Origin of the sequence: Streptomyces actuosus (assembly GCF_016921115.1) — a bacterium.
Classification (GTDB): Bacteria; Actinomycetota; Actinomycetes; order Streptomycetales; family Streptomycetaceae; genus Streptomyces; species Streptomyces actuosus_A.
The window spans coordinates 212,995-233,032 of the sequence record NZ_JAFFZS010000005.1 but is presented as its reverse complement, the minus strand read 5'-3'; the positions used below and the strand labels follow the sequence as shown (position 1 = coordinate 233,032).

The window sequence follows — 20,038 nt, the reverse complement described above, 5'->3', positions numbered from 1 at the left end:
GAGACCCGGTGAACACCCTTGCCGTGACGGAGCGTCCGGCGCCGACGCGGCCCGGAGTGCTGCGCACCGTGGCGGTCGCCTCCCTGGGCAACGCCATGGAGTGGTTCGACTGGGGCGCCTTCGTGACGTTCGCCGCGCTGCTCGGTCCCCGGCTGCAGCCGTCCGGCGACTCCGCCACGGAGGTGCTGCGGACCCTGTCGGTGTTCGCCGTCGGGTTCTTCTTCCGCCCGCTGGGCGCCGTGCTGATCGGCGCCTACTGCGACCGGCGGGGCCGCAGCGCCGCCCTGCGTCTGAGCATGCTGGCGATGGCGGGCGGCAGCCTGCTGATCGCGCTGATCCCGCCCTACCGCTCGGTCGGCGTGCTCGCCCCGCTGCTGCTGGTGCTCGCCCGGGCCGTGCAGGGCCTGTCCGCGGGCGGCGAGAGCGCGGCGATGAGCACGTACATCAACGAGACGGCGCCGCGGGGCAGGCGGGCCCTGTACTCCAGCGCGATCTACATCAGCACCACCGTCGGCGCCCTCGCGGCCACCCTCCTCGCGCTGCTCCTGCACCGCACGCTCTCCGCGGCGCAGCTCGCCGACTGGGGCTGGCGGGTGCCGTTCGCGCTGGGCGCGCTCCTCGCCCTGTACGGCTGGTACCTGCGCGGCCGGATGGTGGAGACACCCGTCTACGACGCCGTGCGGGAGCGGCCCCGCAATCCCGCCCGGCAGGTCCTGCTGAGCCATCCGCGCGCGAGCGCCCGCGTGGTCGGCTTCACCCTCGGCGCGACGGTCGTCTACTACACCTTCGCCTCCTACCTGCCCGTGTACGCGCAGCTGCGGTACGGCGTCCCGGCGGACGAGGCGCTGTGGGCCGCCGTCGCCGCGCAGGTGGTGTTCATGGCCGCCCTGCCGCTGCTGGGCAGCGCCGCCGACCGGTTCGGGCGCCGCCCGCTGCTGCTGGTGTTCGGCTTCGGTTTCGCCTGCCTGTCGCCGCTGCTGATGGGACTGCTGTCCGGCTCGGCGGTGCGGCTGTTCGCGGTGATGGCGGCGGCGCTGCTGCTGTTCGGCGCCTACGCCGCCGCGGCGCCCGCGGCGATGCTGGAGATGTTCCCCACCGAGCTGCGCTCCAGCGGCATCGGCCTGCCGTACGCGGTGACGGTCGCCGTCTTCGGCGGGACCGCGCCCTATCTGAACCAGTACCTGGCCACACACGGCCACGCGTCCTGGTACCCCTGGTACGTGACGGTGCTCTGTCTGCTCAGCACGGTGGCGTTCGTGCGCTACCGCGAGACCAAGGACGTGGACCTGACGGCCGTCGGGCGGGACGGCGGCGCGGAGCGCGCCTCACGCGCGGAGTGAGGCGAGCTCGATCACGGTGATGTCGGACGGCGCCCCCACGCGGGTCGGCGGCCCCCAGGCACCCGCGCCGCGGGAGACGTACAGCTGGGTGTCGCCGTAGCGCTCCAGGCCGGCGACGGTGGGGTTGGCCGCCCGTGCGATCAGGTTGCCGGGCCACAGCTGGCCGCCGTGGGTGTGGCCGGAGAGCTGGAGGTCGACGCCGTGCCGGACGGCCTCGTGGATCTGCACGGGCTGGTGGGCGAGCAGCACGCACGCGCGCGCGGTGTCGCGGTCGCCGAGGGCGCGGGCGAAGTCGGGCCCTCGGCCCTCGCTCTCGCCCTGTACGTCGTTGACGCCGGCCAGGTCGAACCAGGGCAGTTCGGTGCGGGCGTTCTCCAGCGGATGCAGGCCGAGGTGCCGCACCTCCTCCACCCACTGCGCGGCGCCGGAGAAGTACTCGTGGTTGCCGGTGACGAAGAAGCTGCCGTGCCGCGCCGTCAGCCGCGTGAGCGGGGCCGCCGCCGGACCGAGGTCCTTGACGCTGCCGTCGACCAGATCGCCGACGACGGCGATCAGGTCGGGCCGGGTGGCGTTGATCGTGTCGACGACCTTCTGTGCGAAGCCGCGCCCCAGCACCGGGCTGAGATGGATGTCGCTCACCACGGCGATGCGGTACCCGTGGGCCGCCCGCGGCAGTTTGGCCAGCGGCACGGTGACCCGCTTCACGGACGGGCCGCGCAGCACGCCGTAGGTGCCGTAGCCGACCGTGCCGACGGCCGCGGCGGCCGCGGCACCGGCGACGACACGGGAGACGAACAGCCGGCGGGTGGGGTCGGCCGGGGGGCGCGGGGGCGGCGACTGCGGTGCGGGCTCCCGCGGTCCGGGCTCCCGCGGCGACGCTCCCACCGGCACGGGCGCCGGGCTCGGCAGGACCGCCTCGGTACGGGTCCGCCGCGCCGGCAGGCGCCGCAGCAGCGGCCGGAGGACCTCGCCGGCCAGGACGGCAAGCAGCAGGTACAGCGACAGGGCCAGCCACAGGAAGCCCGGCCAGGCCAGCACCCGCTGGAGGAGGAAGGGGGCGCCGGTGCGCTCGGCGACCAGCGCGCCGACGGCCGCCCCCCAGCCGGCCGCGAGGAGCACCGCGCCCGCCCGGCGGACCGGGCCCGGACCGCGGGTGGTGTCCCGGAACAGGCGCCGCCACAGGTAGAGGTTGGCCGTCCCGAGGACGGCCAGGACGAGCAGCGCGACCAGCAAGAAGACGATGATCACTGTGGCGTCCGCCCCGTTCCCCTGTGCCTGCGTGTCTTTCCTGCGCCTGCCGTCGAACCGCGGGCTATGACGTGCGGCGCAGTGCGCGCAGTCCACGCAACCCGATGACCCCGATGGCCGTCCCCAATACGAAGGAAACGACGGCGAGCAGCAGGTGCACCCAGAAGTACGCCGTGGGGTGGCCGTCGTCGAACGCGAGCCCGCTGCTGTCCTTGACGAGGTTTTTGACGAAAGTGACCCAGATGACCCAGCTCCACACCCCGAAGGCGAGCAGGAACCAGGAGACGGGGCGGCTGAGCTTCATACGTTCAGTATCACCGCCGGGTCCGCGCCTGCGTCCCCGGGGTGGGATCGGCGGGGCCGATCGGGGCGGGGTGCCTGGGACCACGCGCGGCGCGGCGGGTACGTTCTCGGTCGTGCCCGCACCCACGAAGATCGTCGGGCGATCCCTGCTGATCGCCTCCGCCGCCCTGCTGTCCCTGCCGCTGACCGCTCCGGCGGCCCTGGCGGCCCCGAGCCCGAGCCCTTCGGCGAGCCCCTCGGCGAGCCCCTCGGCGACTCCGCCGGCCGGCATGTCGACCGTGGGCGGGGTGCGTCTGGGCCGACCGGGCACCCAGGTCGACCTGGCCGCCGGCGTGCCGGTCATCCCCAAGGACATCAGCGCCCGTTCGTGGATCGTCGCCGACGCCGAGTCCGGCGAGGTGCTCGCCTCCCACAACGCGCACTGGCGGCTGGCTCCGGCGAGCACGCTGAAGATGCTGTTCGCCGACACGGTGCTGCCGAAGTTCCCGAGCACGGTGAAGCACCGGGTGACCGCCGACGACCTGGCGGGCGTCGGCGCCGGGTCCAGCATGGTCGGCATAAAGGAGAACGAGACCTACACGGTCCACGACCTGTGGCTGGGGGTCTTCCTGCGGTCCGGCAACGACGCCGTGCACGTGCTGTCGGCGATGAACGGCGGCGTGACGGAGACCGTCCGGGAGATGAACGAGCACGCCGAGGAACTCCAGGCCCTCGACACGCACGTGGTCACCCCGGACGGCTACGACGCCGAGAGGCAGGTCTCCTCCGCCTACGACCTGACCCTGTTCGCCCGTTCCGGGCTGCAGAAGAAGGACTTCCGGGAATACTGCTCGACGGTGCGGGCCCAGTTCCCCGGGGAGACGAAGAAGGACGACGAGGGCAAGGTGTCCCGCAAGTCGTTCGAGATCCAGAACACCAACCGGCTGCTGAGCGGCACGGATTCCGACACCCCGGTCTACCAGGGCATCGCGGGGGTGAAGAACGGCTACACCACCAACGCGGGCAACACCTTCACCGGTGTCGCCGAACGGAACGGCCATGTGCTGCTCGTCACGGTGATGCACCCGGAGAAGCACGACCACAACGAGGCCTACAAGGAGACCGCCCAGCTCTTCGACTGGGGCTTCCAGGCGGTCGGCAAGGTGAAGCCGGTGGGCGAACTGGTGGCGCCGAGGGGCGCGCAGGCCGGCGCCCAGGCCGGTGCGAGCGTCTCCGCCGACCCGACGGGCGGCGCCGCCGGCGGCGGGTCGGCACCCGCGCAGGCCGGTACCGCCACGGGGCGCGGCGCGGGCGGTGCCGGTGTCGCGATGGCGATCATCGGCGGCGTGCTGGTGCTCCTCGCGGGCGGCGTGTTCCTGGTCAACCGTCGTTGGCCGCTGCCCGATCTGGTACGTCGCCGCCGGTGACGGTGTTCCCTGAGGCCCCTGCGGCTCCTGAGGCCCCTGCGGTCTCGGGGGTCCGGGGCTCCTCGGAGCCTTCGGCCTCCTCGGTGCCCTCGGCCGAACGGCTCGGCGTGGCCGTCCAGGAGGCGCAGTACAGCACCAGTTTCGCGGTGAAGTTGATCCACAGCAGCAGTGCCACGGGCACGCCGAACGCGCCGTACATGCTCTTCGCGGCCACGCCCTGGATGTAGCTGCTGAGCAGCAGCTTGAGCAGTTCGAACCCGACCGCGCCGATGAGCGCCGCCACGACCAGGCGCCGCCGCGGCGGTTCGACGCCGGGCAGCAGGGTCAGCACGTACAGCAGGAGCAGGAAGTCGGCGAGCACGGCGACGGCGAACGCGGCGATGTGCAGCAGGATGCCGCCCCAGCCGGTCCGGTCGATGCCGAGCTGGTCGGTGATCCAGCCGACCAGTGCCGAGGCGACGGTGGAGGCGGCGAGGGTGACCAGGACGGCGCCGCCGAAACCGAGGAGGATGCCCATGTCCTTGGCCTTGCCGAGGACCGGGTTCTGCTCCTCGTCGGGCAGCTCCCACACCGCGCGCAGGCAGTCCCGCATCTGGCCGACCCAGCCGATGCCGGTGAGCAGCAGCAGAGCACCGGCGATGAGGCCGACGGTGCCGGCGTTGTCGACGAGGCCGCTGATGTCGAGCTGGTCGGAGATGCCGGGCACCTGGTCGGCGATCTTGTTCTGGAGGTCCTGCTGCTGGGAGTCGCTGAGCGCGGCGGCGGCGATCGCGGCGGCCAGGGTGAGCAGCGGGAAGAGCGCCACGAAGCTGATGAACGTCATCGCCGCGGCCAGTCGCGTCCACTTCACCCGGCTCAGGCGCTCGTAGGAGCGCCACGCGTGCGTGGCCGTCGCGCGCGGCACGTACGGCCCGATGACGGGGAGCTTCTTCAGCCAGTCCATGATCCGGTTCTCCCCTCCTCACGTCCCGCCCATGTCCGTGTTCCCCGGAACCGCGGGAATCAGGCGGCCCCTGCCGCGGACGGCCGACCGGCGGGCTGGGGTGGTCGAGCCCTCCGGGGAGTGCCGCGTGGCGCCTGCCCCCGGGCCCGTGGGGACGCTCTCCGCACGCCCGGGGCGCCACGCCCGCGGGACCGCGGAGCGGTCTCCGGTGGATCGCCCATTTCGGGGAGGAGGCGAACAAGTCACGACGCAAGTGAACCAAACGCCCTCGAACGGGCGATACCGTCGGGCCATGTCTGCTCCTCGCACCGTCCCCGTCACCGGGTGGGGCCGCACCGCTCCCACGGCCGCCCGGCTGATCCGCCCGCGCAGCTACGAGGAGGCGGTCGCCGCCGTCCGGCAGTGCGGGGTCCGGGGCGGCATCGCCAGGGGGCTGGGGCGGGCGTACGGGGACGCGGCCCAGAACGCGGGCGGCGCGGTGCTGGACATGACCGGCCTGGACCGCATCCACGCCATCGACGCCGACGACGGCACCGTGCTGTGCGACGCGGGCGTCTCCCTGCACCGGCTGACGGAGGTGCTGCTGCCGCTCGGCTGGTTCGTGCCGGTCGCCCCCGGCACCCGCCAGGTCACCGTCGGCGGCGCGGTCGGCGCCGACATCCACGGCCGGAACCACCGCGTCTCGGGGTCCTTCTCCCGCCATGTGCTGTCCTTCGAACTGCTCACGGCCGACGGCGGCATCCACAACGTCACCCGCGGCACCCCGCTGTTCGACGCCACGTGCGGCGGCATGGGTCTGACCGGGGTCATCCTGACGGTCACCCTCCGGCTCCAGCCGGTTCAGACGTCGCTCATGTCGGTCGACACGGAGCGCGCCGGCGACCTCGACGACCTGATGGCCCGGCTGACCGCCACCGACCACCGCTACCGCTACTCGGTGGCCTGGATCGACCTGCTGGCACGCGGCGCGGCCCTGGGACGGGCGGTCCTCACCCGAGGCGACCACGCGACCCTGGACGCCCTGCCCGAGGGCACGCACACCCGGCGGCATCCCCTGGCCCTGCGCGTCTCACGGCTGCCCGCCCCGCCACCGGTGCTGCCGGAGGGGCTGCTGACCCGCCGGACCGTGGGCTGGTTCAACGAGCTGTGGTACCGCAAGGCGCCCCGCGCGCGCACCGGCGAGCTCCAGCGGATCTCCGCCTTCTTCCATCCGCTCGACCGCGTGCCGCACTGGAACCGGGTCTACGGCCGCGGCGGTCTGGTGCCGTACCAGTTCGTCGTCGGGGAGGGCCGGGAGGACACCCTGCGCCGCATCGTGGGCCGTATCGCGCAGCGCCGCTGCCCGTCCTTCCCGGCCGTCCTCAAGCGCTTCGGCGAGGGCGATCCGGGCTGGCTGTCCTTCCCCGTGCCCGGCTGGACGCTGGCACTGGACGTCCCGGCCGGGCTGCCGGGCCTCGGCAGGTTCCTCGACGAGCTGGACGAGGAGGTGGCCACGGCAGGGGGGCGGGTCTACCTGGCCCGGGACTCCCGGCTGCGCCCCGATCTGCTCGCCGCGATGTACCCGAGGCTGGACGAGTTCCGGCAGCTGCGCGCGCAACTGGACCCGCGCGGCGTGTTCGTCTCCGACCTCGCCCGCCGCCTCGCCCTGTAGGCGGCCGGCGCACCCCCTCCGCCCCGGTGCGCCACCCGGCCGCCGGGCACCCGGCACACCACCCCCACACAACCCTCCCTCACCCTCCGGGCCCTCCGGAGACGCCTCAGGAGCTGTCGTGAAGGACGCCTTCGGTCTCCCCCAGTCCCTCCTCGTCCTCGGCGGCACGTCCAGGATCGCGCTGGCCACCGCGCGCCGCCTGGTCGCCCGCCGCACCCGCACGGTGTGGCTGGCGGGCCGCCCCTCCCCCGCCCTGGACCGGGCCGCCGGAGAGCTGCGCGCCCTCGGCGCGGACGTGCGGACCGTCGACTTCGACGCGCTCGACGCCGACTCCCACGAGACGGCGCTCGGCAAGGTCTTCGCCGAGGGCGACATCGACATGGTGCTGCTCGCCTTCGGTGTCCTCGGCGATCAGGCGCACGACGAACGCGAGCCGTCCGCGGCCGTGCGGGTCGCGCAGACCAACTACACCGGCGCGGTGGCGGCGGGACTGGTGAGCGCGCAGGCTCTCCAGGCGCAGGGCCACGGCTCCCTGGTGGTGCTCTCGTCGGTCGCCGGGGAGCGGGCCCGCCGCGGCGACTTCATCTACGGCTCCAGCAAGGCGGGGCTGGACGCCTTCGCGCAGGGCCTGGGCGACGCGCTGCACGGCACCGGGGTGCACGTGACGGTCGTACGGCCCGGACCCGTGCGCGCCGGGACCGCGGCGGGCGGGCGCCGGACGCCGTGGGAGTGCACGCCCGAGGAGGTCGCCGCGGCGATCGAGCTGGGGCTGCGGCGGCGGGCGGAGACGGTGTGGGTGCCGGGCGCGCTGCGGGTGGTGATGTCGGTGCTGCGCCACGTGCCGCGCGGGATGTTCCGGCGTCTGCCGCTCCTCCTGTGACGGCCGGGCCCGCGGCCCGCCGCGGTGGCCCGCGCGGCGACCGGAGGGGGAGGTGCGGCGGACGCCGGCCCGCCGCGCCCTGTCCTGCGGGGCGCTCAGCGGCTGGGGATCGTGCCCCGCTCCATACAGCCACCCTGGGGCGGCACCACCGCGCCGCCGAAGGGGAACTCGCGCAGCTTGCGCCAGACGCCGTCGGCCCCCTGCTCGTACAGGGCGAAGCCGGTGCACGGCCAGTCGGCCGCGTAGTCGGCGAGCTCGGCGTGGGCGCGGTCCATCGCCGCCTCGTCGATGCCGTGCGCCACGGTGACGTGCGGGTGGTAGGGGAACTGGAGGTCGCGGGCGACGGGGCCGGAGGCGTCGCGTATCCGCGTCTGGAGCCGGGCGCACTCCTCGCCGCCCTCGACGACCTGCACGAACACCACCGGCGACAGCGGACGGAAGGTGCCGGTGCCGCTCAGCCGCATGGGGAAGGGCCGCCCGGCCGCCGCGACCTTCGTCAGGTGCGCCTCGACGGCCGCGAGCAGCACCTCGTCGATCTCCGTCGGCGGCAGCAGGGTGACGTGCGTGGGGATGCCGAAGGCAGCGGCGTCGCCGAAGCCCGCGCGCAGCTGTTGGAGCAGGCTGCCGTGAGGCTCCGGGACCGCGATCGACACGCCGATCGTTACGGTCCCCACGTCGTCTCCTGTCGTCAGGTCGCCCGGCCGCCCCCGGGCAGGGGTGGCTGCCGGGGCAGCTTCGGCTATCGACTGTACGGCGCGGCACGCCCTGTGGGACGGTCCGGGCCGTGTGCTCTACAGCTCAGTGGGGTCAGTGCTTGGCGGGCAGGAAGCCCACCTTGTCGTAGGCCTGCGCCAGCGTCTCCGCGGCGACGGCGCGTGCCTTCTCGGCCCCCTTGGCCAGGATCGAGTCCAGCGACTCGGGGTCGTCCAGATACTGCTGGGTGCGCTCCCGGAACGGTGTCACGAACTCGACCATGACCTCGGCGAGATCCGTCTTGAGCGCGCCGTACATCCTGCCCTCGTACGCCCGCTCCAGCTCGGGGACCGGTGTGCCGGTGAGGGTGGAGTAGATGGTGAGCAGGTTCGACACGCCCGGCTTGGCGTCCGCGTCGTAGCGGATGACGGTGTCGGTGTCGGTGACCGCGCTCTTGACCTTCTTCGCCGTCGTCCTCGGCTCGTCGAGCAGGTTGATCAGGCCCTTCGGCGTGGACGCCGACTTGCTCATCTTGATCGACGGGTCCTGGAGGTCGTAGATCTTCGCCGTCTCCCTGAGGATGTACGGCTTCGGCACGGTGAACGTGGCGCCGAAGCGCCCGTTGAACCGCTCGGCGAGGTCCCGGGTGAGCTCGATGTGCTGGCGCTGGTCCTCGCCGACGGGCACCTCGTGGGCCTGGTACAGCAGGATGTCGGCGACCTGGAGGATCGGGTAGGTGAACAGGCCGACCGAGGCCCGGTCGGCGCCCTGCTTGGCGGACTTGTCCTTGAACTGGGTCATGCGGGAGGCCTCGCCGAATCCGGTGAGGCAGTTCATGACCCAGGCGAGCTGGGCGTGCTCGGGGACGTGGCTCTGGACGAAGAGGGTGCAGCGCTCCGGGTCGAGTCCGGCGGCCAGCAGCTGGGCGGCGGCCAGGCGCGTGTTGGCGCGCAGCTCCTGCGGGTCCTGCGGGACCGTGATGGCGTGCAGATCGACCACCATGTAGAAGGCGTCGTGGGTCTCCTGCAGCGCCACCCACTGGCGGACGGCACCGAGGTAGTTGCCGAGGTGGAACGAGCCTGCGGTGGGCTGGATCCCGGACAGCACGCGGGGACGATCAGAGGCCATGCCCTCCATTCTCGCAGAGAGCGGGGGCCGGACCGGTACCGGTCGGCGACAGCCGGGAACCGAATCGCCCCCGGCGGTGTGACAAGAGCGGGAGGGGCGGGAGGGCGAGGAGGGAGTGCCGGATGCGCGAGTGGCGACGTGGGGACGGACGGGGACGCAGACGCGCAGGACCGGGCCGGGGGCGCGGCCGGGGCGAAGCCCGCGGGCGGTGGTGCGGCGGACGTCCCGGGATGCGGGGCGGGGGTGCCCGCGGGCGCGCCGTCCTCCGCGGGGCGCTGCCGGCGTCGGCGGCCGTGGCGCTGTGCCTCGGCCCGGCGGCAGCCGGCGCGTCCGCCCGGGAGCCCGGCGCGCGCACGCTGCCCGGTCCGGCCCGGGTGACGGAGGCCGGGCCGGGGCGGACGGCGGCGCTGCGGGCCGGGGAGCCGGGGTTCGCCTGGCTGCGGGACCTGCCGAAGCCGTCGTACAGGGACACGGAAACGGTCCCCCGGGCCGGGGCGGACGCTCGCTGTCCGGCGGCGCGCCTGATCGTGCGGAGGGGGTGGACGGCGGTCGGCGCCCGGCCACCGGCCGACCGGGGGGCCGGCGGGGACGTGGCCGTGGAGCGGCTGGACGAGCTGTTCGTGGACCGGGACGCCGTCACCGTGGTGCGCACGGGCCCGTCCCCGGAGGCGCAGGACGACGACATCCGGTGGCGGCGCGCGTCGCGGCGGGCGTACGAGGATCCGGAGCGGAAGGGGCTGCCCGGGCGGGCGCCCGCCGCCACGGATGCCGGGGGCGGCGGGCCGCTGGACGGGGGGTGGTGGGCCCTGCCGGGGCTGGCCGTGGGCCTGGCGCTCGGCGCGGGCGGTACGGCGCTGGTCCGCCGGGCGGCCGACTGTCCGGGGACCCGGCCTCCGGGGGACGACGGGCGGCGGCGGGAGCTGACCGATCTGTGAGGTGCGGGGTGCGTGCACCCCGCACCCGCCCCCGGCCCGGCACGTGCGGGATCCGGGGGCCGAGGGCGGCCGGGGCCGGTCAGCCCAGGTCGATCTCCGGGTAGAGCGGGAAACCGGCGACCAGGTCGGTGGCGCGCCGGGAGATCTCGTCGGCGATCTTGGCGTCGAGGACGTGGGCCGCCTTGGAGGGGGCGCCGGACTTGGTGGTGCCGGGCTCGGCGGCCGTCAGGACGCGGTCGATGAGGCCGGCGACCTCGTCCATCTCCGCGGTGCCCAGGCCCCGGGTGGTCAGGGCGGGGGTGCCGACGCGGATGCCGGAGGTGTACCAGGCGCCGTTGGGGTCGGCCGGGACGGCGTTGCGGTTGGTGACGATCCCGGAGTCGAGGAGCGCCTGCTCGGCCTGGCGGCCGGTGAGGCCGTAGGAGGAGGCGACGTCGATCAGGTTGAGGTGGTTGTCGGTGCCGCCGGTGACCAGGGTCGCGCCGCGCCGCATCAGGCCCTCGGCCAGGGCGCGGGAGTTGTCGACGATGCGCTGGGCGTAGTCGCGGAAGGAGGGCCGGCGGGCCTCGGCGAGGGCGACGGCCTTGGCGGCCATGACGTGCGGGAGCGGGCCGCCGAGGACCATCGGGCAGCCGCGGTCGACCTGGTCCTTGAGGGAGTCGTCGCACAGGACCATGCCGCCGCGCGGGCCGCGCAGCGACTTGTGGGTGGTGGTGGTGACGATCTGGGCGTGCGGGACCGGGTCGAAGTCGCCGGTGAGGACCTTGCCGGCGACCAGGCCGGCGAAGTGGGCCATGTCGACCATGAGCGTGGCGCCGACCTCGTCGGCGATCTCCCGCATGATCCGGAAGTTCACCAGGCGCGGGTAGGCCGAGTAGCCGGCGACGATGATGAGCGGCTCGAACGCGCGGGCCTGGGCGCGCAGCGCCTCGTAGTCGATGAGGCCGGTGGCCGGGTCGGTGCCGTAGGAGCGCTGGTCGAACATCTTGCCGGAGATGTTCGGGCGGAAGCCGTGGGTGAGGTGGCCGCCGGCGTCCAGGGACATGCCGAGCATCCGCTGGTTGCCGAACGCCTGCCGCAGTTCGGCCCAGTCGGCGTCGCTGAGGTCGTTGATCTGGCGGACGCCGGTCCGCTCCAGGAAGGGCGCCTCGACGCGGTGGGCGAGGATCGCCCAGAAGGCGACGAGGTTGGCGTCGATGCCGGAGTGCGGCTGGACGTAGGCGTGCCGGGCCCCGAACAGCTCGCGGGCGTGCTCGGCGGCGAGGGACTCGACGGTGTCCACGTTGCGGCAGCCGGCGTAGAAGCGGCGGCCGACGGTGCCCTCGGCGTACTTGTCGCTGAACCAGTTGCCCATCGTCAGCAGGGTCGCGGGGGAGGCGTAGTTCTCGGAGGCGATCAGCTTGAGCATCTCGCGCTGGTCGCCGACCTCCTGGCGGATCGCGTCGGCGACCCGGGGTTCGACGGCGCCGATGACGTCGAGGGCGGCGCGGAATGCGGTGGATTCGGTGGAGAGAGGCTCGGCTGGCATGAGGGACCTCCGGACGTCGGCGTTCAGCGTTCACGGTACGGCCCAGGCGCACGGCACTGTGTCACTCGGGCCGCTCCCCGATGGTCCGTCCCATCCCAGCGCGCCAGTCACGACCCGGCCGCCAGCCTACCGGGGGCCCGTCGGGGCGGAGATCCCCCGTCCACCATGCGGGCGAGGCGCCGGGCATGCGAAAGGTCCCCGGCCGCAGGGGCCGGGGACCTTCGATGGAGCGCCGGGCAGGCCTTGCACCTGCATCTCCCCGCAGGAAGCGGGACGTCTTTCCTTGGACCACCAACGCAGCGTCAGCCGCCACACGATCGGGCGACCGGCTCAAGATCCAGTGTAGCGCACACCCCGTCAGAGGATCACGTGCGGCAGGAACCGGGCGTATTCGTCCGTCACCAGATCGGAGGACTCGCGGATGCCGAGACCGGCCGACTCCTCCCCGACGACCCAGGCGCCGAGGACGACGTGGTGGCCGTCGAAGGCCGGCAGCGGGGCGAGCTGCTGGTAGCAGCAGGCCTCCTCGCGTACGACCGGTGCCGCGCCCGGGGCGTGCACCGTGACGCCCGCGCCCTCCCGGCCCAGCAGCGGCTTGGCCACGTACCCCCGATCGGCGGCGAGTTCGCGGGGGCCGTCCAGGTGGGCGGGAAGGAGGTTGGGGTGGCCGGGGTACAGGTCCCACAGGACCGCCAGCAGGGCCTTGTTGCTCAGGAGCATCTTCCAGGCCGGCTCGATCCACAGGGTGCTGCCCGTGCCGCCGCCGTTGTCGAGGGTGCCGAGGACGTGGTCGGCGAAGCGGTCCTCGGTCATCCACTCCCACGGGTAGAGCTTGAAGCAGCTGCGGATGAAGCGGAGCTGGTGGTCGACGAAGCGGCCGGAGAGGGGGTCCCAGCCGATCTCCTCCATGGAGATCCAGTCGGTGTCCAGGCCGGCCTGCTCGGCGGTCTCCTTGAGGTAGGCGACCGTCATGAGGTCCTCGCCGAGTTCGTCGGCGCTGGAGTGCGCGAAGTACAGCGGGCCGCCCGGCGGGAGCAGCGCGTCCTGCTCCTTCCAGGCGGCGACGAGGCGCTCGTGGAGCGAGTTCCACTGGTCGGCGCCCGGGAAGCGGTCCTCCATCCAGAACCACTGCGGGGACGCGGCCTCCACCAGGGAGGTGGGGGTGTCGGCGTTGTACTCCAGGAGCTTCGCCGGGCCGGTGCCGTCGTAGCGCAGGTCGAACCGGCCGTAGACGGAGGGGAGTTCGGCGCGCCGGTGCCAGGCCTCGGTGACCGCTCCGGCGATCCGGGGGTCGGTGATGCCGAGGTCGGCGAAACGATTCGCCGAGACGATGTGGTCCGCCGCGGCCAGGCACATGCGGTGCAGTTCCTCGACGGTCTCCTCCAGCGCCTCGACCTCGGCGAGGGAGAAGGAGTAGTAGGCGCTCTCGTCCCAGTAGGGGCGCAGGGAGTCGTCGGGGTGGCGGGTCAGGGGGTAGATCAGTCCCTGTTCCTCGACGATCCGCTGCCAGTCGGGGCGCGGGGTGATGGCATGTCGTCTCATGGGCCGGCCCCTCAGCCGCCGGAGCCGGACTTGCCGCCGCCGAAACCGCCCCGGTCGACACGGCTGCTGCCGCCGCCGGAGCCGCCCTTGGCGGGCTTGACGAACGAACCGCCGCTCACGTAGCCGCTCTTCTTGCTGCCGCCGTAGTACCAGGAGCCGGTGGACTTCGCCCCACTCGACGAGCAGTTCTTGTCGGAGACGACCCGGTAGCCCTTGGCGAGGGTGTAACTGCCCGGGTCCACACAGCGCTTGTCCGGGTCGGAGGAGCACGCGGTGAGCGCGGCGGCGAGCAGCCCCATGCCTCCGAGCGCGACCGTGGTCGACCGTAGTTGCCGGCGTGTGTCCGCCATGTTCGTCTCCCCGTCGGTGTGCTGTGACGCGCCGCGGGCGCGTCCCGCGCGGCGTGCCGTGGTGCGGCGTCGCCGGGCGCGGTCCCCGCGAAGGCGGTGCGCCGGCGTGTCCGCCGTTCGGCGGACCACCCTAGGGCAACACCCGGCACAGGGCCTCGAGGGCCCCGTTCCACGCGTGGTCGGGCGGCGTCCCGTAGCCGACGACGAGGGCGTCCGTGCGGGGGGCTGCGCCGGTCAGCGGGTGGCGGAAGCGGGCGAGGCCGGGCACGGCGAGGCCCTGCCAGGCGGCGGCCCGCACGACCGCCTGCTCGGTGCCGGGCGGCAGCCGCAGCACGGCGTGCAGTCCGGCCGCGATACCGGTGACCCGCACCCGGGGCGCCCGTTCGGCGAGGGCGGCGACGAGGGCGTCACGGCGGCGGCGGTAGCGCAGCCGCGCGGCGCGGACGTGGCGGTCGTAGGCGCCGGAGTCGAGGAACTCGGCGAGGGTCAGCTGGTCGAGGACGCCGACCTCGCCGGCGCCGCCTCGTTCGAGCACCTCCGCGACCAGCGACGGCGGCAGCACCATCCAGCCCAGACGCAGCCCCGGGGCCAGGGACTTGCTGGCGGTGCCGAGGTAGACGACGTGGTCGGGATCGAGGTCCTGGAGCGCGCCGACGGGCTGGCGGTCGTAGCGGAACTCCCCGTCGTAGTCGTCCTCCAGGATCAGTCCGCCCGTCCGCCGCGCCCAGTCGACGGCGGCGGCCCGGTGCCCGGGGCGCAGGGCGCCGCCCAGCGGGAACTGGTGGGAGGGGTTCAGCAGGACCGCGCGGGCCTCGCCGAGACCGTCGACGCGGGTGCCGCGGTCGTCGTACGGCAGCGGGGTGGTGGCCAGGCCGGAGCGGGCCACCAGGTCCCAGTGGATGTCCAGGCCGTACGGCTCGACGGCGAGGGTGCGCAGGCCGCGCGCGAGCAGCACCTCGGTCAGCAGGGTCAGGCCGCCCGCGAAGCCGTTGCAGACGACGATGCGGTCGGGGTCGGCGCGCACGCCCCGGGCGCGGGCCAGGTAGCCGGCGAGCGCGGCGCGCAGTTCGACGCGTCCGCGGGGATCGCCGTAGCCGAGGGCGTCGGCGGGGGCGGCCGTGAGGGCGCGGCGCGCGGCGCGCAGCCACTCGGCGCGCGGGAACGAGGCAAGGTCGGGGGTACCGGGGTAGAGGTTGTACGCCGGCCGGCCCGGTTCGCGGCGCCGCGGCGCGGACCGCTGCGGAGGGCGGGGAGCCGACGCCCGCTCCGCCACCCGGGTGCCGGAGCCCTGCCGGGCCGTCAGCCAGCCCTCGGCGACCAGATCGGCGTAGGCGTCGGCGACCGTGTTGCGGGCGACGCCGAGGTCGGCGGCGAGGGAGCGGGAGGACGGCAGCCGGGCGCCGGGGGCAAGGCGGCCCGTGCGGACCGCCTCGCGCAGGGCGTCGGTCAGGCCGCGCCGCACGCCGGGTCCGGCCGGTGCCACATGCAGGTCGATGCCGAAAGTGGCCCATGGATTCGCCATGGAAATGGACCATACTCCTGGGCTTCTTCCCTCCTAGGCTCGACGACATGACCACGACGACACAGACCGATCAGACCGGACAGACCGGACAGACCGCAGGGGCGTCGGCCGACGCCTGCGCCCCCGAGACCGCCCCCCGCCTGAACTGGGCCGAGCACGTCCCGGAGGTCTACAAGGCGATGGTCCGCCTGGACGGCGCCGCCCGGCAGGGCCTGGACCCCAAGCTGCACGAGCTGGTGAAGATCCGTGCCTCGCAGCTCAACCGCTGCGCCTTCTGTCTCGACATGCACACCAAGGACGCGCTGGCGGCCGGCGAGAGCGTCGAGCGGATCGTGCAGCTCAGCGCCTGGGAGGAGTCCCGGCACTTCTACACCGTCAAGGAGCTCGCCGCCCTGGAACTGACGGAGGCCGTCACGGTGGTGACCGACGGCTCCGTGCCCGACGAGGTGTACGCACGCGCCGCCGCGCACTTCGAGGAGGCGGAGCTGGCCCGGCTGATCGCCGCGATCACGGTGATCAACGCCTGGAACCGGTTCGCGGTGACGTGCCGGATGACCCCCGGGCACTACCGGCCGGGCCAGTACGCGTGACGGCGGGACGCCCGGTCACCGCGGGGGGCGGCGCATGACGACGCGGATCGAGACGTTCCGGGCCCTGCACCGCGGCCGGCTCCCGGGGGACCCGCTGGTACTTCCCGGTCCCTGGGACGCCGCCTCCGCCCGGGTCTTCGCGGCGGCCGGCTTCCCGGCCCTGGCCACGCCCAGCGCCGGGGTCGCCGCCGCCCTCGGGTACGAGGACGGGCGGACCCCGGCGGACGAGATGTTCGCTGCCGTGGCCCGGATCGCACGGTCCGTGGACGTGCCGGTGTCCGCGGACCTGGAGGGCGGGTACGGGCTCGCGCCGAAGGAGCTGGTGGAGCGGCTGCTGGAGACCGGTGCGGTGGGCTGCAATCTGGAGGACTCCGAGGGCGGTGTCCTCAAGGACCCCCGGCGGCACGCCGAGTGGCTCGCCGAGGTGCGGGCGGCGGCCGGTGACCGGCTGTTCGTCAACGCCCGCATCGACACGTTCCTGCACGGGGCCGACGACCCGGACCAGGCCGTCGGGCGGGCCGCCCTGTACGTCGCGGCGGGCGCCGACTGCGTCTACCCGATCCTCGCCCCGGCGGGCGTGCTGCCGCTGCTGCGGGCCGGGATCGAGGGCCCGGTCAACGCCCTCGCCCGGTACGGCGAGGGCCCCTCCCCCGCCGAACTGGGCGAGGCAGGGGCCACGCGGGTCACCTTCGGGCCGGGCCTGCTGCACGCCGCGTCGGACGCGGTGCGGCAGGCCGCCGCCCGGATCCGGGGATGAGAACGCCCGGGACCGGGGGAACGCCCGGTCCCGGGCAGGGGTCGCCCGGGCCGGGCGGGGAAGCGGGAACACCGCGGGCGAGCCCGTCGCATCGTCGGGGCCGGAGCCTCCGGGATCGGGGGCCGCTCGCGGCGTTCCCGCCGGCTGCTACTTCGGCAGCCAGGCCTTCCAGACGTCCGGGTTGGCCTTGACCCACTGCTCGGCGGCCTTCTCGGAGCTCAGCTTCTTGTCCGCGATCAGCGCCGCGACCTCGTTCTGCTGCTCGTTGGTCCAGTTGAAGTTCTTGAGGAACTCCGCGGCCTTCTCGTTGTTCTTGGCGAAGTCCGCGCCCAGGTACTTCTGCAGCGGGGTCTTGGCGTAGCCACAGGCCACCTTGGCGGCGTCGGCGTCGCAGCCGTCGGTGTACTCCGGCAGCTTCACCTCCACCAGGTCGATCTGCGAGTTGAGCCACTGCGGCGTCCACCAGTAGCTGATGAACGGCTTCTTGGCCTTGTAGTCCTCGCGGATCTGGGTGATCTGCGCGGCCTCGGAACCGGCGTAGACCGTCTTGAGGTCCAGCTTCAGGTTCTTGATGAGGGCGTCGTCGTTGGTGGTGTACGACGGCGAGCCCTCCAGCAGCTGGCCCTTGTCGCCGCTCTCCGCGGTCTTGAACAGGCTCGCGTACTTGTTGAGGTTCTTGGCGTCGGTGATGTCCGGGTGCTGCTCGGCGAGGTACTTCGGTATGAACCAGCCGATGTGACCGGTGACGCCGAGGTCGCCGCCCTTGACGACGGACTTCTTGTCGTCGACGTACAGCTTGACCTTCTTCGGCGCGCCGCCCCAGTCCTCCAGGATCGCGTCGGCCTTGCCGCTGTTGAGCGCGTCGAAGGCGACCGACTCGTCGAGCTGGGTCAGCTCGACCTTGGTGTCGAGCTCGTTCTCCAGGATGTACTTGGCGACGGCCGCGTTGGCCTCGGCGCCGACCCAGGACGGCACGGCGATGGTCACCGAGCCGGAGCCGCCGCTGCCGGAGGAGCCGGAGGTCTTGGCGGCGCTGCAGGCGCTCACCGTGGTGACACCGAGGACGAGGGCGGTCGCGGTGGCGGCGCGCAGAAGGTTCTTTCTGTTCATCATGTGAGTGTTTCTCTACTTTCCGACGGGCAGGTGGGGTCCTGCTGAGCTGCTTTCTTCGGGGTTTCGGGGGGCGGGCGGGCGCCGGCTAGCGGCCGGTGGTGCGCCTGCCCGAACGCTGGGTGGTGCGGTCCAGGACCAGGCCGAGCAGCACGATCGCCACACCGGCGGTCAGACCGAGGCCGAGCTGGCTCTTCTGCAGGCCCTTGACGACGTCGTAGCCGAGGGCGCCGGAGCCGACGAAGCCGCCGACGATGACCATGGCCAGCACCAGCACGACGCCCTGGTTGAGCGCGAGCATCAGCGAGGGCCGGGCCAGCGGCACCTGCACCTGGCGGATCTGCTGGAAGGTGCTGGCGCCCATGGAACGGGCTGCCTCCAGCGTGGCGCCGTCGACCTGGCGCAGGCCCTGCGTGGTGATCCGGACGACGGCGGGCAGCGCGTACAGCACGGCCGCGGCGACGGCGGCGGCACGGCCCACGTTGAACAGGGCCACCACCGGGATCAGGTAGATGAACTGCGGCAGGGTCTGCATGGTGTCCAGCAGGGGGCGCAGCATGCGCTCCAGCAGCGGCACCCGCGCCGCGACCACACCGATGGCGAAGCCGAGCACGAGTGTGACCACGACGCCGGCGATCGCCTGCGAGAGCGTGTCCAGCGAGTGGCTCCACACGCCGATGACACCGACGCCGGCCATCGCGGCGGCGGCCGTGCACATCGCGCCCCAGCCGCCCGCGAGCAGGGCGACACCGGCGGCCAGCAGCACCAGCAGCCACCACGGGGTCGCCGTCAGGGTGTCGCGGATCGGGTCGAGCACCCAGGTGGTGAAGTTCGCCGCCCAGGTACGGGTGCCGCCCACGACGGGCACGCCCTCGGCGAGGTGGTCGGTGAACCACCCCACGGCCTGGTTCACGGGCCGTGCGATGTCCACGGCCCACGCCTCGGGCCACTCGGCGATCAGCGTCGTCCATCCGGCCGCGCCCAGGACGGCGCCGGTGCCGACCACCACGGCCCAGGCCCGCGAGCCGTGCAGCCAGGAGGAGCCGGCCGGGGCGGAGCCGCCGCCCAGGCGCTCACCGGCGACGGCGGTGATGCGGTCCAGCCACACGGCCAGCAGCACGATCGGGATGCCCGCGGCGAGCGCCGAGCCGACGTCGACGGTGGACAGCGCGCGGAAGACCTCTTCACCGAGGCCGCCGGCGCCGATCACCGACGCGATGGTGACCATGGACAGCGCCATCATGATCGTCTGGTTCAGGCCGAGGAGGATCTCCTTGCGGGCCAGCGGCAGCCGCGCGGTCAGCAGCCGCTGCGTCGGGCTGGTGCCCAGCGACTCGGCCGCCTCCATCACGCCGGTGTCGGCGCCGCGCAGGCCGAGCGAGGTGAGCCGGGCCATCGGCGGGGCGGCGTAGATGATCGTCGCGATCAGCGCGGACGGCACGCCGATGTCGAACAGCAGCACCAGCGGCAGCAGGTAGGCGAACGCCGGCATGATCTGCATGGTGTCCAGGACCGGCCGCAGGATCCGCTCGAAGCGGTCCGACAGTCCGGCGCCCAGCCCGAGCAGCGCGCCGATGACGGCGGAGACGGCGACCGCGACCGACATCAGGGCCAGGGTCTCCATGGTGGCTTGCCACATGCCGAGCAGGCCGCACGCGGCGAAGGCGACGAAGGTGATCCCGGCGAGCTTCAGCCCGCGCCGGTCCCTCAGGCCGCCGATGCGCCAGGACAGCAGGACGGCGACGACGATGACCGGGGACCAGCCGGCGGTCTCCAGCAGGTCGGTCATCCAGGTGACCGAGCTGTCGGCCCAGTTGCTCAGGTGCAGCAGGAAGTACAGGAAGACCGGGTTGGTGTCCCGGTTGTGCACGACCCAGGTGTAGGCGTCGTCGAGCGGCGTCTTGACGTCGACGGTGAGCGCGTCGGGCCAGTGTCCGCTGCCCCAGAGCAGGGCGGCGAGCGGCACCAGCACGGCCGCGGCGACCAGCAGCGGCAGCAGCCGGCGCAGCACCGGGTGGGTCAGCGGGGACCTGCGCACGGTCGCGGTGGTTTCCTCGGCCGGTTCGACCGGCGTCGGCGGCGGGGCGGGGGTGGTGACGGCACTCATGCGGT

General features: G+C 73.5%; 18 protein-coding genes and 1 riboswitch. Of the genes, 7 read left to right on the top strand and 11 right to left on the bottom strand.

The annotated features are described in order from the left end of the window. Positions 1-8 precede the first annotated feature (8 nt). Positions 9-1,340: an MFS transporter gene (locus JS756_RS09520; protein ID WP_205382568.1), complete on the top strand. Its 1,332-nt coding sequence runs from the start codon at positions 9-11 to the stop codon at positions 1,338-1,340. On the opposite strand, the gene JS756_RS09515 is transcribed toward JS756_RS09520, so the two are convergent. Continuing rightward, positions 1,326-2,588, bottom strand: a complete 1,263-nt coding sequence (locus JS756_RS09515) for a metallophosphoesterase (RefSeq protein WP_205382567.1) — start codon at positions 2,586-2,588, stop codon at positions 1,326-1,328. The two genes, JS756_RS09520 and JS756_RS09515, sit on opposite strands and share 15 nt — an antisense overlap. Positions 2,589-2,652: 64 nt before the next feature. Then, positions 2,653-2,892 (bottom strand): SCO4848 family membrane protein, encoded by a 240-nt coding sequence (locus JS756_RS36630; RefSeq protein WP_240203496.1) that lies wholly within the window; start codon positions 2,890-2,892, stop codon positions 2,653-2,655. 112 nt (positions 2,893-3,004) lie between these two features. Between JS756_RS36630 and JS756_RS09510 the strand changes: the two genes are divergently transcribed. Continuing rightward, positions 3,005-4,297, top strand: coding sequence for a D-alanyl-D-alanine carboxypeptidase family protein (locus JS756_RS09510; protein ID WP_307790463.1), 1,293 nt, complete (start codon positions 3,005-3,007; stop codon positions 4,295-4,297). On the opposite strand, the gene JS756_RS09505 is transcribed toward JS756_RS09510, so the two are convergent. After that, on the bottom strand, positions 4,251-5,240 hold the full coding sequence (locus tag JS756_RS09505; RefSeq protein ID WP_205382565.1) for a YihY/virulence factor BrkB family protein: 990 nt from the start codon (positions 5,238-5,240) through the stop codon (positions 4,251-4,253). The genes JS756_RS09510 and JS756_RS09505 overlap by 47 nt on opposite strands. 292 nt (positions 5,241-5,532) lie before the next feature. On the opposite strand from JS756_RS09505, the gene dprE1 reads away from it, so the two are divergent. Both dprE1 and dprE2 read left to right on the top strand, forming a co-directional pair. Beyond that, positions 5,533-6,891 carry a decaprenylphosphoryl-beta-D-ribose oxidase gene (dprE1, locus tag JS756_RS09500; protein ID WP_205382564.1) on the top strand — a complete coding sequence of 453 codons (1,359 nt, stop codon included), beginning with the start codon at positions 5,533-5,535 and terminating at the stop codon, positions 6,889-6,891. A 118-nt stretch (positions 6,892-7,009) separates the two neighbouring features. Then, the gene (gene dprE2 / locus JS756_RS09495) at positions 7,010-7,771 is read left to right on the top strand and encodes a decaprenylphospho-beta-D-erythro-pentofuranosid-2-ulose 2-reductase (protein WP_205382563.1); all 762 of its coding nucleotides are present in this window, start codon (positions 7,010-7,012) and stop codon (positions 7,769-7,771) included. A 95-nt stretch (positions 7,772-7,866) separates the two neighbouring features. On the opposite strand, the gene JS756_RS09490 is transcribed toward dprE2, so the two are convergent. Both JS756_RS09490 and trpS read right to left on the bottom strand, forming a co-directional pair. Continuing rightward, positions 7,867-8,445, bottom strand: coding sequence for a 2'-5' RNA ligase family protein (locus JS756_RS09490; protein ID WP_205382562.1), 579 nt, complete (start codon positions 8,443-8,445; stop codon positions 7,867-7,869). A gap of 133 nt (positions 8,446-8,578) precedes the next feature. Beyond that, the gene (gene trpS, locus JS756_RS09485) at positions 8,579-9,592 is read right to left on the bottom strand and encodes a tryptophan--tRNA ligase (RefSeq protein ID WP_205382561.1); all 1,014 of its coding nucleotides are present in this window, start codon (positions 9,590-9,592) and stop codon (positions 8,579-8,581) included. Positions 9,593-9,822: 230 nt separating this feature from the next. Here trpS and JS756_RS09480 point away from each other — a divergent pair, with 230 nt between their 5' ends. Further along, positions 9,823-10,527: a hypothetical protein gene (locus tag JS756_RS09480; protein ID WP_205382560.1), complete on the top strand. Its 705-nt coding sequence runs from the start codon at positions 9,823-9,825 to the stop codon at positions 10,525-10,527. Positions 10,528-10,606: 79 nt separating this feature from the next. Here JS756_RS09480 and JS756_RS09475 read toward each other — a convergent pair whose 3' ends face one another. The 4 genes from JS756_RS09475 to pdxR form a co-directional block, all read right to left on the bottom strand. Continuing rightward, a complete protein-coding gene (locus tag JS756_RS09475) occupies positions 10,607-12,055 on the bottom strand; it encodes a glycine hydroxymethyltransferase (protein ID WP_205382559.1) in 1,449 nt (482 codons plus the stop codon). A 33-nt stretch (positions 12,056-12,088) separates the two neighbouring features. Continuing rightward, a riboswitch (ZMP/ZTP riboswitch) is annotated at positions 12,089-12,176 on the bottom strand. A gap of 236 nt (positions 12,177-12,412) precedes the next feature. After that, a complete protein-coding gene (locus tag JS756_RS09470) occupies positions 12,413-13,597 on the bottom strand; it encodes a glutathionylspermidine synthase family protein (protein WP_205382558.1) in 1,185 nt (394 codons plus the stop codon). Positions 13,598-13,608: 11 nt separating this feature from the next. Further along, positions 13,609-13,947: a hypothetical protein gene (locus JS756_RS09465; RefSeq protein ID WP_205382557.1), complete on the bottom strand. Its 339-nt coding sequence runs from the start codon at positions 13,945-13,947 to the stop codon at positions 13,609-13,611. A gap of 130 nt (positions 13,948-14,077) precedes the next feature. After that, a complete protein-coding gene (gene pdxR, locus JS756_RS09460) occupies positions 14,078-15,469 on the bottom strand; it encodes a MocR-like pyridoxine biosynthesis transcription factor PdxR (protein WP_205382556.1) in 1,392 nt (463 codons plus the stop codon). Positions 15,470-15,516: 47 nt separating this feature from the next. On the opposite strand from pdxR, the gene JS756_RS09455 reads away from it, so the two are divergent. Together JS756_RS09455 and JS756_RS09450 are read left to right on the top strand one after the other, a co-directional pair. Next, on the top strand, positions 15,517-16,059 hold the full coding sequence (locus JS756_RS09455; protein ID WP_205382555.1) for a carboxymuconolactone decarboxylase family protein: 543 nt from the start codon (positions 15,517-15,519) through the stop codon (positions 16,057-16,059). 34 nt (positions 16,060-16,093) lie between these two features. After that, positions 16,094-16,816, top strand: a complete 723-nt coding sequence (locus JS756_RS09450; RefSeq protein ID WP_205382554.1) for an isocitrate lyase/PEP mutase family protein — start codon at positions 16,094-16,096, stop codon at positions 16,814-16,816. 147 nt (positions 16,817-16,963) lie between these two features. Here the strand turns inward: JS756_RS09450 and JS756_RS09445 are convergent, their stop codons facing one another. Together JS756_RS09445 and JS756_RS09440 are read right to left on the bottom strand one after the other, a co-directional pair. Continuing rightward, positions 16,964-17,926 carry an ABC transporter substrate-binding protein gene (locus JS756_RS09445; RefSeq protein ID WP_205382654.1) on the bottom strand — a complete coding sequence of 321 codons (963 nt, stop codon included), beginning with the start codon at positions 17,924-17,926 and terminating at the stop codon, positions 16,964-16,966. An 88-nt stretch (positions 17,927-18,014) separates the two neighbouring features. Beyond that, a complete protein-coding gene (locus tag JS756_RS09440) occupies positions 18,015-20,033 on the bottom strand; it encodes an ABC transporter permease (protein ID WP_205382553.1) in 2,019 nt (672 codons plus the stop codon). Positions 20,034-20,038: the final 5 nt, after the last annotated feature.

Excerpts from the sequence above, each read along its gene's own strand:
- JS756_RS36630 (WP_240203496.1), bottom strand. The coding sequence starts at position 2,892 with ATGAAGCTCAGCCGCCCCGTCTCCTGGTTCCTGCTCGCCTTCGGGGTG.
- JS756_RS09505 (WP_205382565.1), bottom strand. The coding sequence starts at position 5,240 with ATGGACTGGCTGAAGAAGCTCCCCGTCATCGGGCCGTACGTGCCGCGC.
- dprE1 (WP_205382564.1), top strand. The coding sequence starts at position 5,533 with ATGTCTGCTCCTCGCACCGTCCCCGTCACCGGGTGGGGCCGCACCGCT.
- trpS (WP_205382561.1), bottom strand. The coding sequence starts at position 9,592 with ATGGCCTCTGATCGTCCCCGCGTGCTGTCCGGGATCCAGCCCACCGCA.
- JS756_RS09480 (WP_205382560.1), top strand. The coding sequence starts at position 9,823 with ATGCGGGGCGGGGGTGCCCGCGGGCGCGCCGTCCTCCGCGGGGCGCTG.
- JS756_RS09475 (WP_205382559.1), bottom strand. The coding sequence starts at position 12,055 with ATGCCAGCCGAGCCTCTCTCCACCGAATCCACCGCATTCCGCGCCGCC.
- JS756_RS09470 (WP_205382558.1), bottom strand. The coding sequence starts at position 13,597 with ATGAGACGACATGCCATCACCCCGCGCCCCGACTGGCAGCGGATCGTC.
- JS756_RS09465 (WP_205382557.1), bottom strand. The coding sequence starts at position 13,947 with ATGGCGGACACACGCCGGCAACTACGGTCGACCACGGTCGCGCTCGGA.
- pdxR (WP_205382556.1), bottom strand. The coding sequence starts at position 15,469 with ATGGCGAATCCATGGGCCACTTTCGGCATCGACCTGCATGTGGCACCG.
- JS756_RS09455 (WP_205382555.1), top strand. The coding sequence starts at position 15,517 with ATGACCACGACGACACAGACCGATCAGACCGGACAGACCGGACAGACC.
- JS756_RS09450 (WP_205382554.1), top strand. The coding sequence starts at position 16,094 with ATGACGACGCGGATCGAGACGTTCCGGGCCCTGCACCGCGGCCGGCTC.
- JS756_RS09445 (WP_205382654.1), bottom strand. The coding sequence starts at position 17,926 with ATGAACAGAAAGAACCTTCTGCGCGCCGCCACCGCGACCGCCCTCGTC.
- JS756_RS09440 (WP_205382553.1), bottom strand. The coding sequence starts at position 20,033 with ATGAGTGCCGTCACCACCCCCGCCCCGCCGCCGACGCCGGTCGAACCG.